Below are 26499 nucleotides of genomic sequence, written 5' to 3' on the forward strand. Positions count from 1 at the left end.
CTTTAAAAGTACTGAATTGGTAGAATTATTGCACTTTTTTTTGTGAAAATTAACAATTTTTTGCACTAAAAAATCCATTAGTAAATGCTAATGGATTTTAAAAAATATAATGATTTGTTTTTAATAAGTTTAAACGGTCTCAGTATTTTCTTCTACAGCTGTTTTTTTAGATTTTATTAAATTCAATATGCTTTTAAGAGCTGTTTTTATAGCATCGGAACTAGATTTTTTCTCTAAAAGCACAATCTTGTTTTCTAATGATTCATAATTTGCTTCTGGATAATTATTAATCATATTACTGAAATACTTATCAATTCCATTTGCTAATACTTGTTTTCCATTTTCAGAATAAGATTTTTCATTATTAATTTCATCTAATAATAAAGCATAATTACTTATTTGAGTTTGAATATTAGACTTGAGTATTCTTTTGATTTCTTCAGAATTTGGATCGTCTACGCTTTCAGTTATACTTAAATTACCTAACATGAAATAGTAAGATTGTAATTCTAAACCAAATTTAAAAGTTTCAAGATATTCAACTTCATAAACATATTTGTCTTTTTTATCTTGTGCGTTATAGATTTTCATCATGTCTTGCCAAGCAGTAAAAAAAGAAGTTGCGACTTCGTTTTTATGTTTGGTACCTAGTTCTTTATCATCTAGAATTACTTTGAAATTATTTATATCAATCAATTTTTCAACGATTGCTTTGGTTTTAGGGTCATCAAGGGTTGGTAATTTTTCATCAGCTGTATAACCAAAACGCAATTGAGTAATTGCTTCACTATAATCTTCTACTGTCCAAAAACGTTTGTCTAGAGGAAACTTGTCTTCTTTTTTTTCGCAACTAATAATAGTGATTATTGTAAAGAGTAATAATATTAAATTATTTTTTTTCATGGATTAGAATTTTAGGATTTTTAAATTTATCTAAACGGGTTAATGTACTATCAATTAAATTTTGATATTTTATTTGTTCATTATAAATATAACTATGATGTGTGTCATAATCGTATTTTCTTTGAAATATTTCTTCTTCAAGCTTAAACTTTTGAATGATATTTTGAATGTTGTCTTTTGAATAATTTTTTGTAAAAATGACCTCTTTTCGAGATTTTCTTGCAAATATTTCCGTTATTTTAAAATGATATAATTCGTGAGACAATAAATCAGAATAAACTGTTTTATTGTTGTATACAAAAGATCTGGAAGGATGAAAAAAAGCTTCAATTGTAATTGTTTTGTTATCTGTTTCTAAATCAATAGAAGTAACAACATATGCAAAATGCTCACTTCCCATAAATCTTTTCTTAATAAACTCTAAACCTCTAAAATTCTTAAAATCGATGCTTTTAAAATTACTATAAGGAATTGGTTTTTCATAATCTAGATAGTTTGTATGGCTAAGTAATAGAAATGATAATAATGTAATACCAATAAGAATAAAATTATATAAAATTATCTTTTTAAGATTGAGCTTAGGTCTCTTAAAAAGTTTTAAATAAACAAATAGTTCTATCAGAATCAATGGGATATAGATTACAGATAGAACTATTATTATAATTTTTTCGTCTTTTAACATGAATTATATCCCCAAATAATTGCTTGGAGTAATTTGTTTTAATTCAGTTTTAATGGCATCAGAAACATTTAAAGTTTCAATGAAAGCTTTGATAGACTCTTTAGTGATAGCTGCGTTAGTACGTGTTAACTCTTTTAACGCTTCATAAGGATTAGGATATCCTTCACGTCTTAAAATAGTTTGAATGGCTTCAGCAACAACAGCCCAATTTTTCTCTAAATCTTCAGCAAATTTATCTTCGTTCAATAATAATTTATTCAACCCTTTTAATGTCGCTTCAAAAGCAATAATAGTATGTCCGAATGGAACACCAATATTACGAAGAACTGTACTATCTGTTAAGTCACGTTGTAAACGAGAAATAGGTAGTTTTGCAGAAAGATGCTCGAAAATTGCATTAGCAATCCCTAAATTACCTTCACTGTTTTCAAAATCAATTGGATTTACTTTATGGGGCATTGCGGAAGATCCAATTTCACCTGCTTTTATTTTTTGTTTGAAATATTCCATAGAAACATACGTCCATATATCTCTATCTAAGTCAATTAAAATAGTGTTGATTCTTTTTAAGGCATCAAAAAATGCAGCAAAATGATCGTAGTGTTCAATTTGAGTAGTAGGAAAGGAGTGGTGTAAGCCTAAGATATCTTCTACGAATTTAGAACCAAAAGCTTTCCAGTCATTATTAGGGTAAGCTACTTTATGTGCATTGTAGTTTCCTGTTGCACCACCAAATTTAGCTGCGAAAGGAACATTGAATAACAAACGCATTTGTTCTTCTAAACGCTCTACAAAGACTAATATTTCTTTTCCTAAACGAGTAGGTGAAGCTGGTTGACCATGAGTTCTAGCTAATAATGGAATATCTTTCCATTCGACACTAAGGTCTTTTAGTTTTTGAATTACAGATATTAATGAAGGTAAATATACATTTTCAAAAGCTTCCTTTGTAGAAAGAGGAATTGCAGTGTTGTTGATATCTTGTGAAGTTAATCCGAAATGAATAAACTCTTTATACTTTTCTAAACCTAAAGCGTCAAATTTACTTTTAATAAAGTACTCAACTGCTTTAACATCATGATTAGTAGTCTTTTCAGTTTCTTTTATCCATAATGCATCCTCAGTAGAAAAATTAGTGTACATTTCTCTTAAAGCAGGGAATTTAGTTGCTTCAATTCCTGAAAGTTGCGGTAACGGTAATTCGCATAACGCTATAAGATACTCTACTTCAACCTGTACGCGATATTTTATTAATGCTTCTTCAGAAAAATAAGGAGCTAAATTTTTTGTTTTGTTTCTATATCTTCCATCAATAGGAGAAATAGCATTAAGTTCTGTCAATTGTAACATTTCGTTGTGTTGTTGTTCGTTATAAAGTGATTTTTAGAATCTAATTAAAAATTCGCTTCAATTTTAAAGATGCAAATATAAGTAGAAGTTTATAAAGTATAAAAGTTTACAGAACTATATAATAATAAAAGAAACAAGCTCAATGATATGTTGAGCTTGTTTCTTGATAAAGGTATAAGTATAACTTGTTTTTTTAAACTTTTCCTAGAGTATATAGTTGCTCAAGAGTAGGACTAAGACTACCTCCAGCAGGTTCTAAAGTAATACCAAAAGCTTCTGCTTCTTCTGCTTTTTCAACTTTAAAGACTTTAGAATTGCTAGCGGTGAAATTATTTAATAAACCAATACTTTTTGGTGTTAATGGATCTAATTTTAAACCCCAAACTTGATACACTTTTCCTTCTGGAGGAATAGGTAGACCAGAAGCATCAATATATACTTCTTTGGTTTCTTTGTTATAGTAGGCTTTGGCAAAAGCATTTGGAGCTACTTCTTGACCCGCTAAAGCAACTTGTGTGTTCTTATTATCTCTAACAATAGATAAAATTTGTTCAGCATTTTGTTTTTGAAGTTCTAATGTTACGATAGACTCTTGCATTTCGCTTTTGTCTACAGATAAGTTTTTAATAACTGCATTAGACTGATTCAGTTTGTAGAATTGAATTCCAAAACCTAAAACAAATACTGCTGCCGCAACCCAGCCCATATATTCGGCATAATTTTTTCTTGGTTGTAGTTGTACTACTTTGTTTTTATCTAAAAGCTGTTTTCTAATTTTCTCATAATTAGTTGCCGAAAGATGAGGAGCTACACTATGAGATAAGTTAATAACTGCATTTTCTATGGCTTTTATTTCTTCTTGAATTTCAATATGATTTTTAGCCATTTCTAGAACTTCATTGTTTTCTTGTTCGGTAAGTTTACCAAAAACATATAATTCTAAAATTCCGGATTCGATGTATTCTCTACTACTCATTGATAATCGTTCTTAATTCATTCATACAATTTCTATTATTTGTTTTTACAGTACCTAAAGGCATCTCAAGTTCATCAGATGCTTCTTGTTGTGTATACCCTTGAAAAAACAATAATTCGATGATTTGTATACACTTAGGTTTTAGCTTCTTTATGAATTCCTTTATTCCAATAGCATCGATTCTGTTTAATGCTTTTGAATTGTCTTCTAAAATATATACGAAATTTTCTGCTGAAAGGTTTTTTTGACTATTGTTATAGCCTTTAGAACGCAACTTATCAATGCTGGTATTTCTAGCAATGTTTAGCATCCAAGTGTAGAGTCGACCTTTTTTTTCGTTATAAGAATCTATATTATTCCAGATTTTTACAAATACTTCCTGAAGTACATCTTCTGCCTCTTCTTTGTTTTTTATAAGGTTATAAATAACTCCATATAAACTCTTAGAATAATTGTCATATAATAATGTAAATGACTGATTATCTTTTTTAAGTAGTTCTTTAACTAATAGTTCTTGTTCCATAAATAATGTAGTTGGAGCTAAAGTACTAAAAAAAAGTAGTATTTCTTCATGTTAATTACTCATAACTTTTAAATAAAGAAAAATCAATTATAGCTTTTAAGTTTACTTTGGGTTTTATAAATTTGAACACGATGAAAAAAGATTTAGAATTATTAGAATATTTAGAAGGTTTTATTTCAGAAAATAGAAAACAACGTTTTTTAGATATTCTTGAAAATAGAACCAAGCATTTTACTGTTGCAGTAGAAGATGTGTATCAGATGCATAATACGAGTGCTGTAATGAGAAGTTGTGAAGTCTTTGGTATTCAGGAGTTAAATGTAATTGAACAAAAAAATAGCAAAACAATAGATAAACAAATTGCATTAGGTGCAGAAAAATGGGTGGATATAAATGAATACTCAAATAATAAGACATGTATTGATGTGTTGCGAAAAAAAGGTTATCAAATTATAGCAACAACACCACACAATGAATCTTGTTTTTTGCATGAATATGATATTACTAAGCCTACAGCTTTATTTTTTGGAACTGAAAAAGAAGGGTTGTCTGAGGATGTAATGAATAATGCAGATGGCTATTTAAAAATCCCTATGGTTGGTTTTACGGAGAGTTTAAATATTTCAGTTTCTGCAGCAATCATTATTCAAGATTTAACAAATAGACTTCGTAATTCGAATATAGATTGGAAACTTACTGATGATGAGATTATTGAAAAAAGATTGGACTGGACAAGAAAAACAATAAAGAATATTGATTTTGTTGAAAGCCGATTTAATAATGAACCGAAATAGTTTAAAATTATTTATTCTTCTTTAATATTTTATATTCTTCATAACAAGCGCTAATTGCTTCTAGAATTTGTAAATCATTAGCCGATTTAATGAAATACTCAGAATAATTGCAGTTTTGAAGGATTTGAGGAATGTCGTCTTTGTCAATTTCTAAAAGAGCAGCAAGTGTTTCTCTGTCAAATTTCGAAGCAAGAAGATTTCTTACAGTGTCATCTTTTTTCATCTCTTTTAATTTCCTCATCTGTCTTGGTCTTTTACCAAAGGCATTGTAAAGAAAATCTGCGGGATTAAAAATAGCACCAAGTACCTTAGTTACTGCTCCTGGAGTTTTTTCACCAGCTTCATAACCAGCATCTAGGCCAGAAATGCTATATCTATAGCTATCTCCTTCTACATGAATTAGTTTTGTGTCAACTTCCATGTATCCCGTTAAATTGTATTTTGAAATAATAACCTCTTCTAAGGCATAAGCTTTCTCTGTAAGTACAATTTTTGAAGTTTTATTTTTTACCCAGTCATTTGTGATTTTAACTTTGATTGTTTCAAAACCTAAATACGAAAATAATAGTGTGTCATTTAACTTTGCGTTTACCTCAAAAAAACCATTTCCATCAGTAATTGTACCACGAACTTTAGTAGTGTTTATTACGTGAACATTGCTTATCGGTAATTTGGTCTCATTATGAACGACAGTTCCTTGAAGAATAGAGGTTAGTGTATCATTTTGACCGACAATCAAATTTGATAATATTAAAAATAAAGAAAGGAATATATATCTCATGGGGTAATTGTTGATTCAAAAATACAAATCAAAAAGATATATTGTCTGTTTTTTTTGTTTTTTTATAAGAAAATTAACGAATCGAACTTTTGTTTTAAATCCTATTATAGGAAAACCATTACTCTTTTTGTATATTGCTATTTACGGGTAAAAATAGAAACTAGATATAAACAAAAAATCCTGCAATTGCAGGATTTTTTTTAATGAGTTAGCTTTTCGAGAAGCGCTTTATTACTGTTCAATTTTTTTAATTGATCGGGTGTGATAGAAGCTTCAATTTTCTTTAAGATTACATTTGAAACAACTGCTTTACGTTCTTCATTTGTAGCTTTAGAAAGTTCTTCATATTTATGGTAAAATAAGCGATAAAAATCAGCCTCGTCTTTATCTCCTAATTGTAAGTATTCTTTAATGTCTTTAGCTTCTTTCTTAGCTAAAACTGCAATTTCTTCATTCACATTTTCTTGAGCATAAGAACCCATAGTAAAAGCAAAGAACAAAACTACAAAAGCGAATATTTTTTTCATTTTTTTAAATAGTTTATAGTTATAATCTACCAAATCTAAAATATTTATAGTTATAATCCAAAAAATGTTTAAAAAAAACGTTAATCTTCTTTTCTGTCCTTTTTGTTTTTAGCGTGTTTTTTTCGTTTGTGATGCCCTTGTTTTTTTGATTTTTCCCACTTTTCAAACTGTTCAGATGTTAATGTTTTTTTGAATTTATTTTTCATTTCAATTTGATGGTCAAGCATCTCGTTTTTCATTTCAAATCGTTCGTCTGCAGTTGGTTTTTCTTTTTTTTCTTTTCGACTTTTCATTTCTTCTCTTTTTAACGCTTTCTTTTTCGCTTGTTCAATAAGAAAAGGCTTGATTTCTTTTTGCTGTTTTTCTGTTAAGTCTAATTCGAGGATCATTTTCTTAACATGAAGTTCAGCCATTTTTTCAGGATCTATTCGTTCTCTTTTGTTTTCGTTCTTTTGAGAAAAACTAATTGAACTAATACATAATAGGATCATCAATAGCGTGCTTTTTAATTTTTTTTGGTTCATCGATTTCATAATTAGAATTGTTTTAATGTTTAGTAATTAGATACTTGATTTTCGAAATAGTTTAATTTGAAGATAAAAAAAATAAAAAATAAGATTAATTGTGATAAATTATTCTGCCATTAGTATATTTGCATTGTGAAAAAAGCAATGTTCATTTTAGCCGTTTTTATGTTGGTTAAGCCAATTATTCCTGTATTGGATTATATTGTTAATTATGAATATATTGCAACAGAACTTTGTGAGAACAAGGCAAAACCAGAATTAAAGTGTAATGGTAAGTGTCATTTGACAAAGGAGCTGGCAAAAGTTTCGGATGCTGAAAAACCAATTTCTTCAGAAAAGAAACAAACCTTGCATCAAGAGATAGAAGTTTTGTTTTGTAAACAAATTGATGAGTTAAATCTAATGTTTAACTTTTGTTTTTTAGAAAAAGTAAAAGAAACTTTTTATCAAGATTTGTACAAATCTGTTGCATCCTATTCAATCTTTCATCCACCCATTTTTATTTAATAATTTATTTTATGCAATGTTTTAATCTCAAAATTTCAAAAAACGACTTTGAGGTTCATGACATTCATTAGCTATTAATTCAGTATAGATGAATTAGTAAGGTATTTATGTACCTAAAAAATGTTTGATTTTTATCAAACAGTAATCACGTATTAATTATTAAATAAGAAAAAATGAAATTTCAATTAAAAAATATAGTAGCTATAATAGCTGTCACTCTAGTGTTGGTATCGTGTTCAAAAGATGATGAATCAGTAAATGATGTAACAGGTATTGGAAGTGTTAAATTAGAGTTTGATCAAGTATATAAAGACGCAAATTTTGCAGCGAATACAGCTTATATAAATTCAAATGGAGAAGTTGTAAAGGTAACTAAAGCAAAATACATTGTAAGTAATATTGAATTAGTACGATTTGATGGTTCAGTTTATACTGTTCCAAAAAGTGAAAGTTATTTTATTATTGATGATTTGGCACCAGAGACTACTTTGTTGCAACTTCCAAATATTCCAGCAGGAAATTATACAAAAGTAAAATTTGGAATAGGTGTAGATGAGGCTCAGTTCAGTTTAGGAGCAACAGGACAAGGGGATTTTCTAACAACTGCTCAAGATGCAGGAATGATGTGGTCTTGGAGTGCAGGCTATAAATTCGTTGCATTTGAAGGTACGTTTACTTCTGCGACAGTGACAACAGATGCTCAATTTAAAGTACATACAGGGAAAACGGGTACAGATTATAACTATACAACTGTGACTTTGGATTTTCCAGATAATGCATTAGTAAGAGCTAATATTATACCTCAAATACATATTATGGCCGATTTGTCTCAGTTAATTGATGGGACAAATAAAATAAATCTTTCTGAACAAGCTACAATAATGGGGGGAACTAAATTGCCTTTAATTACAGCTAATATTTCAAATATGTTTGAAGTACATCACGTACATAATGACTAAATAATTATAAAAGCTGCTAATTTTTATTAGCAGCTTTTATTTTAAAAAAAAATAAAAAAATGAAAGCAGAATATATACTATTGCTCGTTTTTTCTATTCTTTTTAGTTGTTCGAGCGAGAAAGAAGATGATTCTTATGAAAATATTTCTATCGATTTTCAGGTACCGAGCAATTTTCCGCCAATTTCTCATGATTTAGCGAATAATCCATTAACTGAAAAGGGATTTGAACTTGGGAAAAAGTTGTTCTACGAAGGACGCTTGGCTTCTGATGGAATAGTTTCTTGTGGTTTTTGTCATATTCAAGAAGATGCATTTACACATCACGGACATACTTTTAGTCATGGTGTAGGAGATAACATAGGAACTAGGAATACACCACCAATACAGAATTTAGCCTATCAAAGCGCTTATATGTGGGACGGAGCATCTACTCACTTAGATTTGCAACCAATCATTCCATTTACGAGTGAAATTGAAATGAATGGTAATTTTTCTGATGCGATTGCGATGATGCGTGCTGATCCTGAATATCCAAAATTATTTAAGCAAGCGTTTCCAGACGGAGAGGTCAATGCAGAAAACATGCTAAAAGCATTAGGACAGTTTATGGTTATGGTAACTTCTTCCAATTCTAAATTTGATAAGTATAGAAGAAATGAAGTAGGAGGAACAATGAATACAGATGAATTAGAAGGTTATGCTATTTTTAATCAAAAATGCTCATCTTGTCATGCAACCGATTTGTTTACGGATAATTCATTTAGAAATAACGGTTTGTCTGTAAATCCTGCAATAAATGATGTTGGACGATATAGGGTGACTGAATTAGAACAAGATAAGCATAAGTTTAAAGTGCCGAGTTTAAGAAATATTGAAAAAACAGCACCATATATGCATGATGGACGTTTCTTTACTTTAGAAGCTGTGCTGAATCATTATAGTTCTGGAGTGGTTAATTCTTTAACTTTAGATGCTTCTTTAAGCGAAAATGGAACGTTAGGAATTCCATTAACAACGTCAGAAAAAGTAAAAGTAATTGCTTTCTTAAAAACACTAACAGATTATCAATACCTAACAGATAGTCGCTTTTCAGAATATTAAAAAATGAAGAAAATAATAATTTTTATGCTTATTTTTCAATTCGGTTTTGGGAATGAAAAAGATAGCATTTCAGTGATAAATCCTTTTTTGAAACATCATATAAGTTTTGAGAAATATGATTTTTGTGATTCTTGTGGTTGTTCTGCAAGTGGTGGAAGTATGGGTTTTGCTTCGATGTTGAATTCTAATTTTGTAGGGATTCGCTATTTTAATCAATCCTATGAAAGTAACGATGGTTTGTATAGTAATTCTCCTTGGTATCAAGAAAAATTTAACACAGTTCAGGTTTGGGGAAGAATTCCAGTGATGAAAAACGTACAAATATCAGTTTTAATCCCGTATCATTTTCATTCTAGAGAAAGAGCAATTGGGAAACAAAAAATAGAAGGTTTGGGAGATATTACAGCTTTAGGAATGTATCAGGTATACGAGACTAAAAAAGATAGTACTTTTAGTCATTCTTGGCAAGTAGGAGCTGGTTTAAAAATGCCAACTGGTAAGTTTAATGAAGCAAATTCAGGTGCAGTAAATCCGAGCTTTCAAGTAGGAACAGGAAGTTGGGATTATCTTTTCGCAACCGAATATGTTATAAAAAGAAAACAGTTTGGCTTAAACAGTATGTTGAATTATATTATTAAAACAGAAAACGACAAAAAGTATCGTTTTGGAAATCAAATCAATTATGCAAGTACTTTGTTTTATTGGTATGAAGCTTCAAAATTCGTTATTTCACCACAAATTGGAATTGCAGGAGAAGTATATAAAGATAATTATCAGCATGGTCAAAAATTAAGAGATACAGCAGGTGATATTGTATTTAGTAAATTTGGTTTTGAAATTGGGAAAGATAAATTCTCCTTAGGAGCTAATGTGATGTTACCTATTAATCAAAACCTTACAGGAGGTAATGTGAATGCGAATTACCGTTGGAGTGTAAATTTTAATTATAGCTTGTAAAAAAGAAAAACCATTAAGTTATTTAGAAATTAAGTTAAGTCTTAATGCTACTAAATACTTTAATGGTTTTATATAAAATGATTTCTCAGTTTAACTATTTTCCTAAAAACTCAGCAATTTTAGCATCACCATCTACTTTAATTTTCATTAAACCATGTTTTGTAATTCCTTTGCTTGCTGCGTCCCACTTTTTACCGCTTAATTCCGATTTTGTTTTTAAATCACCAATAGCAATTCCTTCGTTGGCTTTAAGAATTTCAATAATATGTTTCTCGTCTTCCGTTAATTCTGGACCTTTTTTCTCAGGACGCATTTGTGGGAAGAATAAAACTTCTTGAATCGATTGATTATTAGTCAAAAACATTAAAAGTCTATCCATTCCAATTCCTAAACCAGATGTAGGAGGCATTCCATATTCTAAAGCTCTTAAAAAGTCTTCATCAATAATTCCATTTGCTTCATCATCCCCTTTTGCTGCCAAAGCCATTTGGTTTTCAAAACGCTCTCTTTGGTCAATAGGGTCGTTTAATTCAGAATAAGCATTCGCTATTTCTTTACCACAAACCATTAACTCGAAACGCTCTGTTAATTCTGGATTATCTCTATGTTCTTTACATAACGGAGACATTTCTTTCGGATAATCTGTAATGAAAGTTGGTTGAATAAAGTTTCCTTCACATTTCTCGCCAAAAATTTCATCAATTAATTTTCCTTTACCCATAGTATCGTTCACTTCGATTCCCATAGATTTAGCTGCTTCAAACAATTCTGTTTCGGTTTTTCCAGTAATATCAAAACCTGTAAATTGCTTAATTGCGTCAGTCATTGTTACGCGAGCATATGGTGCTTTGAAGCTCACTTCTTTATCACCAAAAACCACATCAGAAGTGCTATTTACTTGTAAAGCACAATGCTCTAAAAGATTTTCAGTAAATTCCATCATCCAGTTGTAATCCTTGTAGGCTACATAAATTTCCATTGCTGTAAATTCTGGATTATGTGTTCTGTCCATTCCTTCGTTACGGAAGTTTTTTGAAAATTCATAAACACCATCAAAACCACCAACGATTAATCTTTTTAAGTATAATTCGTTAGCAATTCTCATGTATAATGGAATGTCTAAACTATTATGGTGTGTAATAAACGGTCTTGCAGCCGCTCCACCTGGAATAGATTGTAAAACAGGAGTTTCAACTTCCATATAACCAGCTTCGTTAAAAAACGAACGCATGGCATTAAATAATTTTGTTCTTTTTATAAAAACTTCTTTCACTTGTGGGTTTACAACCAAATCAACGTAACGCATTCTGTATCGTAATTCAGCATCAACAAAAGCATCAAATACATTTCCATCTACATCAGTTCTAGGTAATGGCAAAGGACGTAGCGTTTTACTTAAAAAAGTAAATTTATCCACACGAATACATTTTGCACCTACTTTTGTAGTAAATAATTCACCTTCAACACCTATAAAGTCACCTAAGTCAGTTAATTTTTTAAAAACCTGATTGTAAAGTGTTTTATCTTCATCTGGACAAATGACATCTCTATTTAAATACAGCTGAATTCTTCCTTCGCCATCTTGTAACTCTGCAAAAGCAGCCTTACCTTGATCACGAACACTCATTAATCTTCCAGCAACAATAACGCGTTTACTTTCTTCGAACTTTTCCTTTATCTGTTTCGATGTATGATTTACAGGGAATAAATCTGCAGGATAAGGGTTAATACCAAGGTCACGCAAAGCTTTAAGCTTTTCTCTTCTAATGATTTCTTGTTCTGAAAGTTGCATAATTATTAATAAATTGTATTTAAGTTCGCAAAGATAAGTCATTGCAATGTATCAAGCAATCTTTTGTAATTATTTTGAAGCGAAAGCTTAAGGCATCTCGACTAAACCATTTTCCTGCCATGCACTTTATCTTTTTTGTTCCGAATAGTTTTATTGAAAGACAAAAAAGGATGTCGTTTCTGTCAGGGCTATAAGTGAACTATTTGTATATTTGTATTATTAATATTCAATACATTATTTGTGACTCAAAATAAAAAAGTTCAACTACAAGACTTAGGTAATAGAGATTATAAAGAAATTTGGGATTATCAAGAAGCACTTTTTAAAGGTGTGGTTGATGTAAAAATTGCAAACCGAAGAGAGGACGCAAATCAAGAAACGCCTAATTATTTCCTTTTTGTAGAGCATCCACATGTTTATACATTAGGGAAAAGTGGAGATTTATCTAATCTATTGCTTTCGGAAAAACAATTAGAAGCAAAAGCAGCTACATTTTATAAAATAAATAGAGGCGGAGATATAACTTATCATGGTCCTGGGCAAATTGTGGGTTATCCTATTTTTGATTTAGAAAACTTTTTTACAGATATTCATAAGTACTTGCGTTTTCTAGAAGAGGCAATTATCCTTATGTTAGCAGAATATGGAGTAATTGGTACGCGTAGTGAAGGAGAAACTGGAGTATGGTTAGGAGTTGGTACTCCATTTGCAAGGAAAATTTGTGCAATGGGTGTTCGTGCTAGTCGCTGGGTAACAATGCATGGTTTTGCTTTAAATGTGAATGCAGATTTAGGTTATTTTGATAATATCATACCTTGCGGAATAAAAGGAAAGGCCGTTACCTCAATGCATGCAGAATTAAATAAGCAAATTGATGAGACAGAGGTGAAAAATAAAATAATAAAACATTTGTCATTTTTATTTGAAGCAGAGTTTGTAGATCTACAAGTCAAGGCTTAGTTGATCGGGAAGTAATTTAAAACTCATTCTGTGGTATTTTGTTGGGCCATATTTTTTTATGGCCTCACGATGTTCCTTTGTTGGGTAGCCTTTGTTTTTTTTCCAATTATACATAGGGAATTCTTCATGAATTTTATCCATATACTCGTCTCTGTATGTTTTAGCTAAAACAGAAGCAGCGGCTATACTTAAAAATTTGGCATCACCTTTAATGATGCTTTCATTGGGTATTTTTTTTAATAACTCAATTTCTTTAGTAGAAAACACCTTTCCTTCTTTATTTTTTATTCCTAATTTAGAGAAAATAGCTCTATTTCCATCTACAATTATAAAATTCGGAGTTGGATTTAATTTTAAAACACATTCTTGCATTGCTTTCATCGAAGCATTTAAGATGTTTAATTCGTCAATCTCCTTGTTAAATATATGTGTGTGTGAAAAAGAGATAGCGTTTTCTTCAATCTCGGGTCTTAATTTAAATCTTTTAACTTCCGATAACTGTTTAGAGTCGTTAAGTATAATTGATTTGTAGTTAAAAGGTAATATTACAGCAGCAGCAGTTACTGGCCCTGCAAGACAACCTCTTCCAGCTTCGTCAGTGCCACATTCAAAATCGAAACTTGTGAAACGATTGATTAACATTTTTTATTGCAAAAATATAATTTTGACGCAACTTAATTCCTTTTTTAGCATCTTTAATGTATAATATTTGTATTTATTATGTATTAATTGGTTATTTTTGTTGAAAATTATTATTTATGAGTAAAAAATTATTATTGTTATTACTATTTAGTTTGTCAGTCATAGGTCAAACAATAGAGGAGAGAGAACTTATTGTTAAAGATTATGACAAGGATAAATTAAAAGAGTTAAGTCTTTCGTACAATCAATTGTATGTTAAAGGTAAAGAGGATGCTATTCAAAAAGCGAAAGAAATGAATCTTCCATTGACTTATGTGGATGAAAAAGGTTTTTTTGCTGAGTTAATGTATTTTGAAGGAGATCGCCCTGTGTATTATAGAACTACAAATGCTGGTGCGGCAATAACGACTAAAGCGAATAGATTAAACAGCGGAGGCTCGTTAGGATTGAATCTTAATGGTCAAAATATGATAGTTGGTATTTGGGACGGTGGAGCTATAAGAGCTACACATCAAGATTTAGTTGGTAGAGTAGTTCAAAAAGACGGTGCTGTTTTTACGACTTCCTCAAACGAAACTGCTCATGCAACCCATGTTTCTGGTACAATGATGGCTTCAGGTTTTGGAGGCTTAAGTAGAAGAGGGATTGCGTATGAGTCAACTTTGTGGGCAAATACTTGGGGAAGTGATTTGTCAGAAGCTACTACACAAGCAGCAGAAGGGCTGTTGCTATCTAATCATTCATATGGGGCTATTGCCGAGGATCTTAGTTTATGGCAATTTGGAGCTTATGATGCAACATCAGTAGCTTGGGATAATATTATGTATAATGCACCTTATTATCAAGTGGTTTTTGCTGCTGGAAATGACAGGGATAGTTATCAAACTTTAAATCCAACTAAAAATGGTGGGGATTTATTAACGAGAGCTGGTGTTTCTAAAAATGTTTTGGTAGTAGGAGCAGTTAATCAGGTTGATAATTATACTGGTCCAAGTTCAGTAGTAATGAGTGATTTTAGTAACTGGGGACCTACAGATGATAAGAGAATAAAGCCAGATATTTGTGCAAAAGGGGTAGGTGTTACATCTACAACGTCAAGTGCGGATGATGCATATTCTACTTTGAACGGTACTTCTATGGCAGCGCCAGGTGTAACTTCTTCTTTGTTATTGTTGCAGCAATATTATAACCAATTAAATGCAAATTATATGAGATCAGCTACGTTAAGAGCGTTATTGATTCATTCTGCGGATGAGGCGGGAACTAATCCGGGGCCTGATTTTAAATTTGGATGGGGGCTAATGAATTCAGAAAGAGCTGCGCAGCTAATTTCAAAGAATTCTGCTGGTCAAACTGTAAATGGAGCAATAATTAGAGAGTTTGATTTAGCAAATGGTGCTACGTATACAATGGATGTTACTGCAAATGGATCTGCTCCTTTAGTTGTGACTATGGCATGGACAGACCCTGCTGGAACACCAAATTCAAATGGGACTAATGATGATGCAACAATAAAATTGGTTAATGATTTAGATATTAAAGTGGTGAAAAATGGGGTTTCTTCCTATCCTTGGGTATTGTTTAACGGGAATGTTGTTTTGCAATCTCTTAATAATAAAGACAATGTTGAGAAGATTGAGGTAAACAACCCGTCAGGGACTTATCAAATTCAAATTTCTCATAAAGGGACTTTACAAGGAGGTAATCAGCAATATTCATTAGTAGTTTCGGGTATTAACTCTACTTTAAGTACTCAAAGTTTTGAGCTTGGTTCTGTAGTTGCGTTTCCTAATCCGACTACTGGTTATTTAAATATTGACTCTAAAGGTTTGGAAATAAAAATCTTAGAGTTGTATGATATGACGGGTAGAAAAGTTAAAGATATAAAAGGAAACTATAATAATACGATTTCTGTAGACATGACAGATTTTGAAAAAGGAGTTTATATGTTAAAAATATCAGATGGAGAGAGTTCGAAAATAAAAAATATTATTAAAAATTAATATTTTTTAACATGGATTTTTTTAAATCTGCTTTTTTTTTGATATGTTTGCTATAATAAAATTAACCAAATACAAATATTATGAAATTAAATTTTAAATTGATTTGTTTTCTATTTGTGCTCTTAATGAACGGTGTTTCATTTGCGCAAGTAAAAACTATTTCTGGTATTGTTTCTGATAGTCAGGGTCCTCTTCCTGGTGCGTCGGTAACAGTTTCTGGAACACAAAAAGGTGTTATTACTAATTTTGATGGAGGTTTTGAAATCAGTGCTACTGTTGGTGATGAATTAACTTTCAGTTACTTAGGTTACAAAAGCAGAGTAGTGGCAGTAGGGGCAAGTAAAACAATTAATGTGACTTTACAAGAGGATGTTGTAATAGCAAATGAAGTTGTTGTTAGTGGTTACCAAGTTAAGAAAAAAGAGGATATTACTGGGTCATATTCAGTTATCACAAGAGAAGACTTAGGAGATCAGAAAGTAACTACTATTGGAGAGGCTTTAGTAGGAGTTGCGGGTGTTCAGGTTGTTAATAACTCAGGGCAACCAGGTTCAAATCCTACAATTCGTTTAAGAGGTCCTGCTTCTTTAAATGGAAATTTGAATCCACTTATTATATTAGATGGAGCTGAGTATAGAGGGAATTTAAATACAATTAACTTTGATGATTTACAAAGTCAAACTGTACTTAAAGATGCTGATGCTGTTGCTATTTATGGAAATAGAGGAGCAAGAGGAGTTATTGTATTGACAACTAAAAAAGGTAAAAACAAAAATGGCTCAGGTCAATTTAGTTTTGCTACTTCTTACGGTATTTCAGATAAAGCAATGAAAGAATATGATTATGTAGATGCAACTCAAATGATGCAATTAATATGGAAAGCATCTAGAAATTCATTTATTAATGGAGGTTTGGATCAGGCAACTGCTTCAAACTTAGCATCAACTACTTTGACAGGTCAAACAGGAGGGTACAATCCTTTCAATGTTGCTCAGCCAATTGATAACAACGGAAATGTTGTTGCAGGAGCAGAATTGTTATATGATACTGATTGGTATGATTTAGTTACTCAAAAAGCATTCAGACAAGATGTTAATTTATCTTACAGTGGTAATACTGATAAAACTAATTATTTTCTTTCTGGAAACTTCTTAGATCAAGATGGTATAATGTTAAACTCTAAATTTAAAAGGGTAAGTGGGAGATTCAATCTAGAAACAGAAGCTAAAAAATGGTTAAAAGTTGGTTTTGTAGGAGGTTTCTCTGATTCATTTTCAAATGTACCAACACAAGGTGATAATGCATTTTCGAATAATCTAGCGTTTACTCGTTCTGTATCTAATATATATCCTGTTTATACTCGTTCAGTTGTTGATGGTTCTTTAGTTTTAGATGGTAATGGAGAACCTATTTATGATTGGGGTGATGGTGCTAATGGTGGTGGAACTAGAGGTTTTTACTCACCTTATAGTCCTCTTTTTATAGCAAATAACAATTTAAATAAATACGATAGAACAAGTTTTGATATAGCACCATATATTGAAATAAGTTTTGCAAAAGATTTAAAATTAAAATCTCAGTATTCATATAACTTCTATTTAATTGAAGGTAATACTTATCAAGATCCTCGTTTTGGTTCTGGTACTGCTGTTAACGGTAGAAGTACTAAGGATAGAGATGTTACACAGTCTTTTACTTGGTTTAATACATTATCATATAATAAGACTTTAGCTGAAAAGCATAAAATCTCTTTATTAGCAGGTCAAGAAATGTATGATACTACATTTAAATCTATGAATGCTTCTGGTACTGGTTTTCCTTTAGCAGGATTAGATGAATTAGATTTAGCAACTACACCTGCAAGTGTAGGTTCTTTAACACTTCAAAATAGATTATTTAGTTTCTTTGGTAGAGGAGATTATAGTTTTGATAGAAGATATGCAATTAGTGGAACTTTTAGACGTGATGCTTCATCAAGGTTTATTGGTGATAATAGATGGGTGAACAGTTGGTCTGTTGGAGGTTCTTGGACACTAACAAATGAGAGTTTCTTAGAAGGAATAAATAACTTGGATTTAATTAAAATTAGAGCGAGTTATGGTTTAGTGCCAAATGAAGATATTGGTAGCTCATCACAGTTCTTATTTCCTTATTTTGGAGCTAATGGAAATGGGGATGGAGGGGATATTATGACTTCAAGTGGTTTAGTTCCTACTAGAAATTCTAACCCAAATTTAACTTGGGAAGTGCATAAGAAAACAAATATTGGTTTAGATTTTGGATTCTTTAAAAATAGAATTAATGGATCTTTTGAATATTATAATAATAAAATCACTGACTTAATCTATAGAGAGTTTTTACCGCCTTCTGAGAATGGTGGGTTACCAACTTGGGTTAATTCCGCTTCTATGACAAATAAAGGTTGGGAGTTAGAAATTAACTCAGTAAATGTGAGTAATGATAATTTTTCTTGGAATTCTAGTTTTTCAATTTCAAGTGTGAAAAACAATATCGATTATATTAAGGCACCTAATTTAACAGGTACTTTTAACTGGGATACTGGTCATGATAGATATGAATTTTACATGCAAGAATGGGCAGGCGTAGATTCTGCAACTGGAGCGCCTTTATGGTACCAAGATGTTTTAGATGTTAATGGTAATGTTACTGGTCAAACTACGACTTCAACTTATGCTAATGCAACAAGATACTACACTGGTAAATCTGCTTTACCTGATTTTGATGGTCGTTTTGCAAATATGTTCAAATACAAAAATTTTGATTTGAATATTGTAATGGCATACCGTTTTGGTAATTATATATATAATGGTGATTATGCTGGTTTAATGCATGGTTTTCACGGTTCTAACCCAGGATCTCAATTACACCCAAATATTTATGATGCTTGGGAACAGCCTGGAGATGTAACAGATGTACCATTGTTATCTTTAGATAATGATCAATCAAACTCTAGATCTACTAGATGGTTACAAAAAGGAGATTTTGTTCGTTTAAGAACTGTTTCTTTAGGATATTCTTTGGATAGAAAAATATTAGATAAAGCAAACATAGCTTCAATGCGTTTATATGTTTCTGCGGATAATTATTTTACTTGGAAAAAAGAGGATAACATTGATGATCCAGAACAATCTTATGATGGTCAAACGAGTGATAATACTACAATGTTAAAAACATTAACTTTTGGTATTAACGTTAAACTTTAAAAAAAAAATATTATGAAAAGAATTTTTTATAGCTTTATATTTTTGGTAATTGCTTCACTTGCCTTTGTGTCTTGTGATGTAGAGAGTTACCTAAGTGAGCCACAACCTACTGATGAGGTTGCTGGTAGTGTAGTTACACCTGAATTAGCGCTGGTAGGTATGTATGGGGCATACAGAGATTTCTATGGAGGAGCGCATGATGTTGCAACTTCTAAGTCTTTTGATTTAGGATCAGAGGTTATGGGTAGAGATTTACAAGTTCCAGATTTTAACTGGTATATTTTTGAACACAGATGGGATGTAGTTGCTAGCGCAAACGCTAGAAGAAATGTTTACATTTGGGAGATGTTTTACAAATTAGTTTTTCATGCTAATAATGTAATGTATGTTTTAGATATTAATTCTGATGGAATGAGTCAGGATAGAATTGATGCATATAGAGGTCAGGCTTTGAGTATGAGAGCTTTAGCTTTTTATAATTTAGTTCGTACTTTTCAATTTACGTATGCCAAAAACCCTAATTTACCTGGAATTCCTTTAGATTTGTCTGTTGCTGATGCAGTGGGTAAGCCAAGGGGTACTGTACAACAAGTTTATGATCAAATCTATTCTGACTTAAATGAAGCAATTTCTTTATTGGGGACAAATAGGTTTGGGGATAAGTATAGAGTGAATGTTAATGTTGCTAAAGGTATCTTTGCAAGAGTTGCATTAGAAAAACAAGATTATACAAGAGCACAACAAATGGCTGCTGATGCTCAAGTTGGTTTTCCTTTAATGGATAATACAACATATGTTGCTGGATTTAATGATTATAACAATGCAGAATGGTTATGGGGATTCCCTTTTATAGCTAGTGAAAATTGGGGATTTGCATCTTTCTATTCATTTATTGATCATGATAGAGCTGCAGGTTATAAAGATATTTTTATAAACTCTGATTTTTATAATTTATTTGGAGCAAATGATATTCGTAGATCTTTAATCGTAACAACAGGACAAACTTTAGCTTCTGGTAAAATGTACAGAACTAGAAAATTTAGAGATGTTTCTGATTTGACTGGAAATCTTGTTTGTATGAGAGCTTCAGAAATGAAGTTAATCGAAATCGAAGCGAAAGCACATTCAAATTTAGTTGGAGCTAAACAAGATTTATTGACTTTCCAATTACTAAGAGATCCAGATGCTGTTTTATCAACGGCAGCAGACTTAAATACTTTTATTGATGAAGTATTAGTTGAAAGAAGAAAAGAATTGTACGGCGAGATTGGTGTTGACTTTTATGATATGAAGAGACATCAAAAATCGATGCAAAGAGTTGGTAATGCAACTCGTGCTGTAGTTGGTTATGGAATTTTTGATGTAGTTCCTGCAACTTCAAATAATTGGAATATGTTAATTCCTCAGAGAGAAATTGATTTAAATCCAAATATTAGTCAATCAGATCAAAATCCTGTTGATTAATTTTATCAAATATTTAAGACCTACAGAAATGTAGGTCTTTTTTTATTCCCTAAATTCTCATTACATTTGCTCATATTTACTATGTAATGAAAAAACTGCTCATTTTATTCTTTGTTTTCTTTTTGAATCTTATTTTTTCTCAAAGAGATAATTCGCTACAAAATAATGGTTCTTCTGAGGAAAAAGAGAAGTCACCTTTTTCTCTCAAGAAAAAAGAAGAAAAACCACCTATTAGTCTCTACAAGATTTATACATTAGAAAAAGACACTACCTTTGTCGATACTACTTTATCAATCGCTAAAGAGTATAAATATAATTTACTTCGTAAAGATATTTTCGGATTAATTGCATTTGCTAATGAAGGACATACTTATAATACTTTAGACTTTGGTTTAATCAGAAAAAAGGTAAATCCAGTAATGGGATTTTCTGGTAAACATTTTAATTATCTTGAGGTAGAGGACATAAAATATTATAATGTTCCTACACCGTTGTCTGATCTTTATTTTAAGACTGTAATGGAGCAAGGGCAATCTGTTGATGCTTTTTTGACAGTGAATACCAAACCAAATTTAAATTTTTCAATTGCTTATAAAGGAATACGTTCAATAGGTAAGTATATAAATAATATTTCAAGTTCTGGAAATTTCAGATTTACTACAAGTTATTTTACTACAGACAAAAGATATCATTTAAATGCACATTTTACAGGGCAAGATATTTCTAATCAAGAAAATGGAGGGATAAAAGATATCAATCTTTTTGAATTAAGTGAACAACCCTATAATCAAAGAGAAAGATTAGATGTCTATTTTAATGATGCTACTTCTTTATTGAAAGGAAATAGATTTTTAATAGATCATTCTTATAAACTGAGTAAGGATAATTCTAATAGTTTCGTTATTCTTCACCAATTTAATTATGAATATAAATTTTTTAATTTTGAACAAATAACTTCAAATGAAAGATTTGGTAACTCTTTATCTGGTACAATAAATAATAAAACAAGATATAATCATTTGTATAATAAATTAGGATTAGGATTCACTACAGATAAATACGGTGATATTTCAGTTTTTATTGATGATAATAATTATAATTATTTTTATAAAAGTGTTGTTTATGATAATGTTGGAAATATTTCTGTGCCAAATGCTATAAATGATAGAATAACATCAGTTGGTGGAAATTTAGATTATAAAATTAATAAATTCAATTTAAAATTATTAGCTTCCAATTCAATTACTAAACAATCGGTCTCTAATATTCAAGCTTCATTAGATTATAAATTGAATAATGATTTTAAAATTCAATTTGAGTATCAAAAAATAAATAGTCTTCCTAATTTAAATTACACACTTTATCAAAGTAGTTATATAGATTATAATTGGTTTAATAATTTCAAAAATGAAAAAACAAATCAATTTCAAGTTTCTGCTTTATCCAAATGGGTAAAACTAGAAGCTAAATATGCTATTTTAGATGATTATTTGTATTTTGACAATGTATTAAACGATATAACAAAATTAAATGTTAAACCGTTTCAGTCAGATAAAACTATAACTTACGCTTCTGTAAAAGCCTCTAATGAAATTAAGTTTTGGAAATTAGCACTAGATAATACTTTTTTGTGTCAAAACGTAGAAAATTCTGATAAAAAATTAAACGTACCTCAGTTTGTAACTAGAAATTCTTTATATTTTTCAGAACATGTTTTTAAAAAGGCAATGTTTATTCAAACCGGTATAATTTTTAATTATTTTACAGAATATTATGCTAATGATTATAATCCATTATTAGGAGAGTTTTATACTCAAAGTGAAAGAAAAATTGGTGGTTTCCCAATGATCGATTTCTTTATAAATGCAAAAGTAAAACAAGCTAGACTTTTTCTAAAGGCAGAACATTTTAACTCCTCAATGACAGGATATAATTTCTATTCAGCACCAAATTATCCTTACAGAGATTTTATCGTTAGATTTGGAATAGTGTGGAATTTCTTTAAATAATCTGAAACGAAAGTTGTTGCATTCTTGTTTTCCATATTCCTGCTGTTCGTTTTAGTTTCTGAAACTAGTTCAGAAAGCTATCACTTCCATCAGGGTTATAGAGTTGGCTATTTTCTTTTTTGTATTCTTAATATTCACGCTATCTTTGCAAAAAAAAAATAAATTTTAAATAAATTAATAAAATCTAAAAGCATTAGTTTTAAACGATGTGAACAATATCTTAAAAAATGAAATACGCAAAAAATATATTAGAAACTATTGGTAATACACCATTAGTAAAAATAAATAATTTAACTAAAGAAATTGATGCTTTAGTTCTAGCAAAAGTAGAAACATTCAATCCAGGTAATTCTGTTAAAGATAGAATGGCTGTGAAAATGATTGACGATGCGGAAGCTGATGGAAGACTAAAACCAGGTGGAACTATTATAGAAGGAACTTCTGGAAATACAGGAATGGGATTGGCTTTAGTTGCTATTGTTAGAGGTTATAAATTAATTTGTGTTATTTCGGATAAGCAGTCTAAAGAAAAAATGGACATACTTAGAGCTGTTGGAGCAAGAGTTGTAGTTTGTCCTACAGATGTTGAACCATCAGACCCTAGATCATATTACTCGGTTTCAAAACGTTTAGCTGAAGAGACTGAAAATTCTTGGTATGTTAATCAGTATGATAATCCAAGTAATGCACTTGCGCATTATGAACAAACGGCCCCAGAGCTTTGGGAACAAACCGACGGTAAAATTACACATTTTGTTGTAGGTGTTGGAACAGGAGGTACAATTTCTGGTGTTGCAAAATATTTAAAAGCAAAAAATCCAAATGTTAAAGTTTGGGGAATTGATACTTATGGTTCTGTATTTAAGAAGTATCATGAAACAGGAATTTTCGATGAAAACGAAATTTATTCTTATATAACGGAAGGAATTGGTGAAGATATTTTACCTAAGAATGTTGATTTTTCTTTAATAGATGGCTTTACTAAAGTAACAGACAAAGATGCAGCTGTATATACAAGAAGATTAGCTTTGGAAGAAGGAATTTTTGTAGGAAATTCAGCTGGTGCTGCAATTAAAGGGTTATTGCAATTAAAGGACAATTTTAAACCAGATGATGTTGTAGTTGTTCTATTTCATGATTCAGGAAGCAGATATGTAGGTAAAATGTTCAATGATGATTGGATGCGTGAAAGAGGTTTCTTAGAAGAAGAAGTAACAAAAGCTGTAGATTTGATTAAAGATCATCAAGATAAACCTTTAGTGATTGTTAGAACTGAAGAATTAGTATCTCATGCAATTGAAAGATTAAAAAGGTATAAAATATCACAGATTCCTGTTATAGATACAACTGGTTTTGTAGGTAGTATTGATGAGACAGATTTGTTCAGAAGTTATGTTGAAGATAAAAATATTGCTGATAAACCGATAAAAGATATAATGGGTAAGCCATATCCAATTGTTAAAGCAACAGCTTCAATGGAAGAAATCTCTAAATTAATTAATAAAGATAATCAAGCGGTTTTAGTTGAATTAGAAAACGGGAAGCATCATATTATTACAAAACACGATGTAATAAGTTCAATAAAATAAATAAATAATTTTTTTATTAAAAAACCTGTAAGTCTTTAGACTGCACCCAAAAGGTTAGACAAATTTATAATTAATTTTGATAATAATGAGCTCGATATTTTATCGGGCTCATTTTGTTTAAATTTGATTTAATTCTTTCATTATTATAATAACTTATATATTCTATTATCTCCTTTTTTAATTCTTCAATAGACTTGTATTTTTTTAGATAAAACAGCTCTGATTTTAATATTCCAAAGAAGTTTTCAATAATGGCATTGTCTAAACAATTTGCTTTTCTAGACATACTTTGTGTAATCCCTTTTTGTTTCAATAAATATTGATAGTGCTTCATTTGATATTGCCAACCTTGGTCAGAGTGTAAAATTAAATTAGTCTTATTTGGTATTTTCTTAAATGCTTTTTTAAGCATCATAACTACCTGATTAAATACAGGTCGTTCTGTTAACTCATAACTAATAATTTCTTGATTAAATAAGTCAATTATCGGTGATAAATATAGCTTCTTTCCAGAGACATTAAACTCGGTAACATCAGTTGCCCATTTTTGATTTGGTGCTGTTGCTTTAAAATTTCTTTCTAAAATATTAGGAGCTATTTTACCATGCTCTCCTTTATATGATCTATACTTTTTAACTCTAATGACGCTTTTTAATCCTAATAATTTCATTAACCTGAAAACTGTTTTATGATTAATAATTATTCCTTTATTTTGAAGTTCATCAGTTACTCTTCGATAACCATAACGACCTTTATGTTTGTGATAAATCGATTTAATTAGTTCTTTAACTACTCTATATTTATCACTTAATTTACTTTGTTTTTGATGATAATAAAAACTACTTCTTGCCATATTTGTATAATTTAAAAGTACTTTTAAATCATATTTATGCCTTAATTCCATTATGACTAGCGCTTGTTGGCTCTTTCTTCCGCCTGAATTAAGGCTTGTAACTTTTTTAAATAATCATTCTCACAACGTAATGCTTCATTTTCCTTAAGAAGTTCTTCTTCTCTGGTTAGTGGCTTAGCTGATTTGCTTTTTTTGCTTTTAAAATTCATAGATCTTGGTCTTCCTTTAATTTTTGGTTGTAGTCCTTCAAAACCAAAGTTAACAAAATCTTTTTTCCATTTTACAATAATAGCTAAATCAGGAATATTAAACTTTAAACAAGTATCTATTAATGAAAGTGATTCCTTTTCTATAGTTTTTAATACTTTTAGCTTAAAATCAGCTGAATAACTTTGATTTCTCCTGGGCAATAAACCCTCTTTCCCATAGCTTTTATAAAATCTAATCCACTTACGAATATTAGATTCGTCTGGACCTTTTAACTTTGAAACATATAAATTTGAATAATGTTTCTTTAATACTAATTCTACACATTCTAACTTAAATGCATAAGAATACTTGACTTTTCTTTCCATAAAAAATGCCCCAAATAGTGTCTAACTTTTTGGGGCATGTTCACTTTGATTTGCAGGTTTTGTTTTTTCTGTATATTTGTACTTTAGTATAAGCCAATTAATTAGTATAAGCCACAGAATGAAAGAAGATTTTTTACACCATGTTTGGTTGCATAAAAGAATTGATGTAACCCAATTGTTTACTACGAAAAAGGAGAAAATTGAAATTCTCAAATTTGGACAATACCTTCAAACTTCAGGTCCAGATTTTTTTAATGCACAGCTCATAATAGCCAATCAAAAATGGGCTGGAAATATTGAAATTCATGTTAAATCATCAGATTGGTATTTGCATAATCATGAAAAAGACAAGAATTACGATAATGTCATTTTGCATGTTGTCTGGGAACATGATATAGAAATTTATAGAAGTAATAATACAGAAATTCCTGTTTTAGAATTAAAACAATATATAAAACTATCAGATGTCAATAGGTATAAAGATTTGTTTAGACCTAAAAAATGGATTAACTGTGAGAATCAAATTAATAAAATCGATAATTTTAAGTGGTCGAATTGGAAAGAAAGACTATTTTTTGAACGACTAGAACGAAAATCAGAGTTCATTTCAAGTTTGCTTGTTGAAACTAAAAACGATTGGGATGCAGTGCTTTTTTGTTTGTTAGCAAAAAATTTTGGTTTAAATATAAATGGAGATTCTTTTCTCGAAATTGCAAAATCAATTCCATTTTCTGTAATTAGAAAAGAAAAATCCGAAGTTGAAAATTAGACTGCACCCAAAAGGTTAGACAAATTTATA

At 30.3% G+C, this 26499-nt stretch carries 23 protein-coding genes; 12 read left to right on the top strand and 11 right to left on the bottom strand.

Features of this window, described 5'->3' with window-relative positions; translation table 11 throughout:
• Window positions 1–129 precede the first annotated feature (129 nt).
• The 5 genes from L2Z92_RS11095 to L2Z92_RS11115 all read right to left on the bottom strand — a co-directional run bounded on the left by L2Z92_RS11095 (window position 130) and on the right by L2Z92_RS11115 (window position 4434).
• Window positions 130–903 (bottom strand): hypothetical protein, encoded by a 774-nt coding sequence (locus L2Z92_RS11095; protein ID WP_236452968.1) that lies wholly within the window; start codon window positions 901–903, stop codon window positions 130–132.
• Window positions 890–1585, bottom strand: coding sequence for a hypothetical protein (locus tag L2Z92_RS11100; protein ID WP_236452969.1), 696 nt, complete (start codon window positions 1583–1585; stop codon window positions 890–892). Before L2Z92_RS11100 ends, L2Z92_RS11095 begins: the two co-directional genes overlap by 14 nt.
• A 3-nt stretch (window positions 1586–1588) precedes the next feature.
• A complete protein-coding gene (purB, locus tag L2Z92_RS11105) occupies window positions 1589–2935 on the bottom strand; it encodes an adenylosuccinate lyase (protein WP_236452970.1) in 1347 nt (448 codons plus the stop codon).
• Window positions 2936–3128: 193 nt separating this feature from the next.
• Window positions 3129–3911: an anti-sigma factor gene (locus L2Z92_RS11110; RefSeq protein ID WP_236452971.1), complete on the bottom strand. Its 783-nt coding sequence runs from the start codon at window positions 3909–3911 to the stop codon at window positions 3129–3131.
• Entirely contained in the window at window positions 3904–4434 is a 531-nt protein-coding gene (locus L2Z92_RS11115) for an RNA polymerase sigma factor (RefSeq protein WP_236452972.1), read from the bottom strand. The genes L2Z92_RS11110 and L2Z92_RS11115 overlap by 8 nt, the downstream gene beginning before the upstream one ends.
• Window positions 4435–4565: 131 nt before the next feature.
• Here L2Z92_RS11115 and L2Z92_RS11120 point away from each other — a divergent pair, with 131 nt between their 5' ends.
• Window positions 4566–5228 carry a TrmH family RNA methyltransferase gene (locus tag L2Z92_RS11120; RefSeq protein WP_236452973.1) on the top strand — a complete coding sequence of 221 codons (663 nt, stop codon included), beginning with the start codon at window positions 4566–4568 and terminating at the stop codon, window positions 5226–5228.
• Between the two features lie 7 nt (window positions 5229–5235).
• Here the strand turns inward: L2Z92_RS11120 and L2Z92_RS11125 are convergent, their stop codons facing one another.
• The 3 genes from L2Z92_RS11125 to L2Z92_RS11135 form a co-directional block, all read right to left on the bottom strand.
• The gene (locus L2Z92_RS11125) at window positions 5236–6009 is read right to left on the bottom strand and encodes a carboxypeptidase-like regulatory domain-containing protein (RefSeq protein WP_236452974.1); all 774 of its coding nucleotides are present in this window, start codon (window positions 6007–6009) and stop codon (window positions 5236–5238) included.
• A 200-nt stretch (window positions 6010–6209) separates the two neighbouring features.
• Window positions 6210–6536, bottom strand: a complete 327-nt coding sequence (locus L2Z92_RS11130) for a hypothetical protein (protein ID WP_236452976.1) — start codon at window positions 6534–6536, stop codon at window positions 6210–6212.
• A gap of 80 nt (window positions 6537–6616) precedes the next feature.
• Entirely contained in the window at window positions 6617–7030 is a 414-nt protein-coding gene (locus L2Z92_RS11135; RefSeq protein WP_236452978.1) for a hypothetical protein, read from the bottom strand.
• Window positions 7031–7195: 165 nt separating this feature from the next.
• Here L2Z92_RS11135 and L2Z92_RS11140 point away from each other — a divergent pair, with 165 nt between their 5' ends.
• From L2Z92_RS11140 to L2Z92_RS11155, 4 genes are all read left to right on the top strand, one after another.
• On the top strand, window positions 7196–7570 hold the full coding sequence (locus tag L2Z92_RS11140; protein ID WP_236452979.1) for a hypothetical protein: 375 nt from the start codon (window positions 7196–7198) through the stop codon (window positions 7568–7570).
• 173 nt (window positions 7571–7743) lie between these two features.
• Window positions 7744–8529, top strand: coding sequence for an MbnP family protein (locus tag L2Z92_RS11145; protein WP_236452981.1), 786 nt, complete (start codon window positions 7744–7746; stop codon window positions 8527–8529).
• A gap of 59 nt (window positions 8530–8588) precedes the next feature.
• A complete protein-coding gene (locus tag L2Z92_RS11150; RefSeq protein WP_236452982.1) occupies window positions 8589–9632 on the top strand; it encodes a cytochrome-c peroxidase in 1044 nt (347 codons plus the stop codon).
• Between the two features lie 3 nt (window positions 9633–9635).
• A complete protein-coding gene (locus L2Z92_RS11155) occupies window positions 9636–10589 on the top strand; it encodes a transporter family protein (protein ID WP_236452983.1) in 954 nt (317 codons plus the stop codon).
• 94 nt (window positions 10590–10683) lie between these two features.
• Here L2Z92_RS11155 and lysS read toward each other — a convergent pair whose 3' ends face one another.
• Complete coding sequence (gene lysS / locus L2Z92_RS11160) at window positions 10684–12381, bottom strand: lysine--tRNA ligase (protein WP_236452984.1); 1698 nt, start codon at window positions 12379–12381, stop codon at window positions 10684–10686.
• Between the two features lie 240 nt (window positions 12382–12621).
• Between lysS and lipB the strand changes: the two genes are divergently transcribed.
• Window positions 12622–13341, top strand: a complete 720-nt coding sequence (lipB, locus tag L2Z92_RS11165) for a lipoyl(octanoyl) transferase LipB (protein ID WP_236452985.1) — start codon at window positions 12622–12624, stop codon at window positions 13339–13341.
• On the opposite strand, the gene L2Z92_RS11170 is transcribed toward lipB, so the two are convergent.
• Window positions 13324–13983 carry a ribonuclease HII gene (locus tag L2Z92_RS11170; protein ID WP_236452986.1) on the bottom strand — a complete coding sequence of 220 codons (660 nt, stop codon included), beginning with the start codon at window positions 13981–13983 and terminating at the stop codon, window positions 13324–13326. The two genes, lipB and L2Z92_RS11170, sit on opposite strands and share 18 nt — an antisense overlap.
• A gap of 116 nt (window positions 13984–14099) precedes the next feature.
• Between L2Z92_RS11170 and L2Z92_RS11175 the strand changes: the two genes are divergently transcribed.
• The 5 genes from L2Z92_RS11175 (at window position 14100) to L2Z92_RS11195 (ending at window position 24272) form a co-directional block, all read left to right on the top strand.
• A complete protein-coding gene (locus tag L2Z92_RS11175; protein WP_236452987.1) occupies window positions 14100–15986 on the top strand; it encodes a S8 family serine peptidase in 1887 nt (628 codons plus the stop codon).
• A gap of 80 nt (window positions 15987–16066) precedes the next feature.
• Window positions 16067–19210: a SusC/RagA family TonB-linked outer membrane protein gene (locus L2Z92_RS11180; protein WP_236452988.1), complete on the top strand. Its 3144-nt coding sequence runs from the start codon at window positions 16067–16069 to the stop codon at window positions 19208–19210.
• A 12-nt stretch (window positions 19211–19222) separates the two neighbouring features.
• Window positions 19223–20674, top strand: a complete 1452-nt coding sequence (locus tag L2Z92_RS11185; protein ID WP_236452989.1) for a RagB/SusD family nutrient uptake outer membrane protein — start codon at window positions 19223–19225, stop codon at window positions 20672–20674.
• Window positions 20675–20760: 86 nt separating this feature from the next.
• Complete coding sequence (locus tag L2Z92_RS11190) at window positions 20761–22683, top strand: putative porin (RefSeq protein ID WP_236452991.1); 1923 nt, start codon at window positions 20761–20763, stop codon at window positions 22681–22683.
• A gap of 227 nt (window positions 22684–22910) precedes the next feature.
• A complete protein-coding gene (locus tag L2Z92_RS11195; protein ID WP_236452993.1) occupies window positions 22911–24272 on the top strand; it encodes a pyridoxal-phosphate dependent enzyme in 1362 nt (453 codons plus the stop codon).
• A gap of 70 nt (window positions 24273–24342) precedes the next feature.
• Here L2Z92_RS11195 and L2Z92_RS21500 read toward each other — a convergent pair.
• Window positions 24343–25700, bottom strand: a protein-coding gene (locus L2Z92_RS21500) for an IS3 family transposase (RefSeq protein ID WP_407647538.1) whose coding sequence is annotated in 2 segments (ribosomal slippage) — window positions 24343–25220 and window positions 25220–25700 — 1359 coding nt in all. Because the reading frame shifts where the segments join, the coding sequence is not laid out codon by codon here.
• Window positions 25701–25818: 118 nt separating this feature from the next.
• On the opposite strand from L2Z92_RS21500, the gene L2Z92_RS11210 reads away from it, so the two are divergent.
• A complete protein-coding gene (locus tag L2Z92_RS11210; protein ID WP_319800369.1) occupies window positions 25819–26469 on the top strand; it encodes a DUF2851 family protein in 651 nt (216 codons plus the stop codon).
• Window positions 26470–26499: the final 30 nt, after the last annotated feature.

Source organism: Flavobacterium jumunjinense, from assembly GCF_021650975.2.
In the GTDB taxonomy this organism is placed as follows: Bacteria; Bacteroidota; Bacteroidia; order Flavobacteriales; family Flavobacteriaceae; genus Flavobacterium; species Flavobacterium jumunjinense.

Bases quoted from the DNA above. Each gene is read 5' to 3' on its own strand.
- L2Z92_RS11095 (WP_236452968.1), bottom strand. From the start codon at position 903: ATGAAAAAAAATAATTTAATATTATTACTCTTTACAATAATCACTATT.
- L2Z92_RS11100 (WP_236452969.1), bottom strand. From the start codon at position 1,585: ATGTTAAAAGACGAAAAAATTATAATAATAGTTCTATCTGTAATCTAT.
- purB (WP_236452970.1), bottom strand. From the start codon at position 2,935: ATGTTACAATTGACAGAACTTAATGCTATTTCTCCTATTGATGGAAGA.
- L2Z92_RS11110 (WP_236452971.1), bottom strand. From the start codon at position 3,911: ATGAGTAGTAGAGAATACATCGAATCCGGAATTTTAGAATTATATGTT.
- L2Z92_RS11115 (WP_236452972.1), bottom strand. From the start codon at position 4,434: ATGGAACAAGAACTATTAGTTAAAGAACTACTTAAAAAAGATAATCAG.
- L2Z92_RS11120 (WP_236452973.1), top strand. From the start codon at position 4,566: ATGAAAAAAGATTTAGAATTATTAGAATATTTAGAAGGTTTTATTTCA.
- L2Z92_RS11125 (WP_236452974.1), bottom strand. From the start codon at position 6,009: ATGAGATATATATTCCTTTCTTTATTTTTAATATTATCAAATTTGATT.
- L2Z92_RS11130 (WP_236452976.1), bottom strand. From the start codon at position 6,536: ATGAAAAAAATATTCGCTTTTGTAGTTTTGTTCTTTGCTTTTACTATG.
- L2Z92_RS11145 (WP_236452981.1), top strand. From the start codon at position 7,744: ATGAAATTTCAATTAAAAAATATAGTAGCTATAATAGCTGTCACTCTA.
- L2Z92_RS11150 (WP_236452982.1), top strand. From the start codon at position 8,589: ATGAAAGCAGAATATATACTATTGCTCGTTTTTTCTATTCTTTTTAGT.
- L2Z92_RS11155 (WP_236452983.1), top strand. From the start codon at position 9,636: ATGAAGAAAATAATAATTTTTATGCTTATTTTTCAATTCGGTTTTGGG.
- lysS (WP_236452984.1), bottom strand. From the start codon at position 12,381: ATGCAACTTTCAGAACAAGAAATCATTAGAAGAGAAAAGCTTAAAGCT.
- L2Z92_RS11170 (WP_236452986.1), bottom strand. From the start codon at position 13,983: ATGTTAATCAATCGTTTCACAAGTTTCGATTTTGAATGTGGCACTGAC.
- L2Z92_RS11175 (WP_236452987.1), top strand. From the start codon at position 14,100: ATGAGTAAAAAATTATTATTGTTATTACTATTTAGTTTGTCAGTCATA.
- L2Z92_RS11180 (WP_236452988.1), top strand. From the start codon at position 16,067: ATGAAATTAAATTTTAAATTGATTTGTTTTCTATTTGTGCTCTTAATG.
- L2Z92_RS11185 (WP_236452989.1), top strand. From the start codon at position 19,223: ATGAAAAGAATTTTTTATAGCTTTATATTTTTGGTAATTGCTTCACTT.
- L2Z92_RS11190 (WP_236452991.1), top strand. From the start codon at position 20,761: ATGAAAAAACTGCTCATTTTATTCTTTGTTTTCTTTTTGAATCTTATT.
- L2Z92_RS11195 (WP_236452993.1), top strand. From the start codon at position 22,911: ATGAAATACGCAAAAAATATATTAGAAACTATTGGTAATACACCATTA.
- L2Z92_RS11210 (WP_319800369.1), top strand. From the start codon at position 25,819: ATGAAAGAAGATTTTTTACACCATGTTTGGTTGCATAAAAGAATTGAT.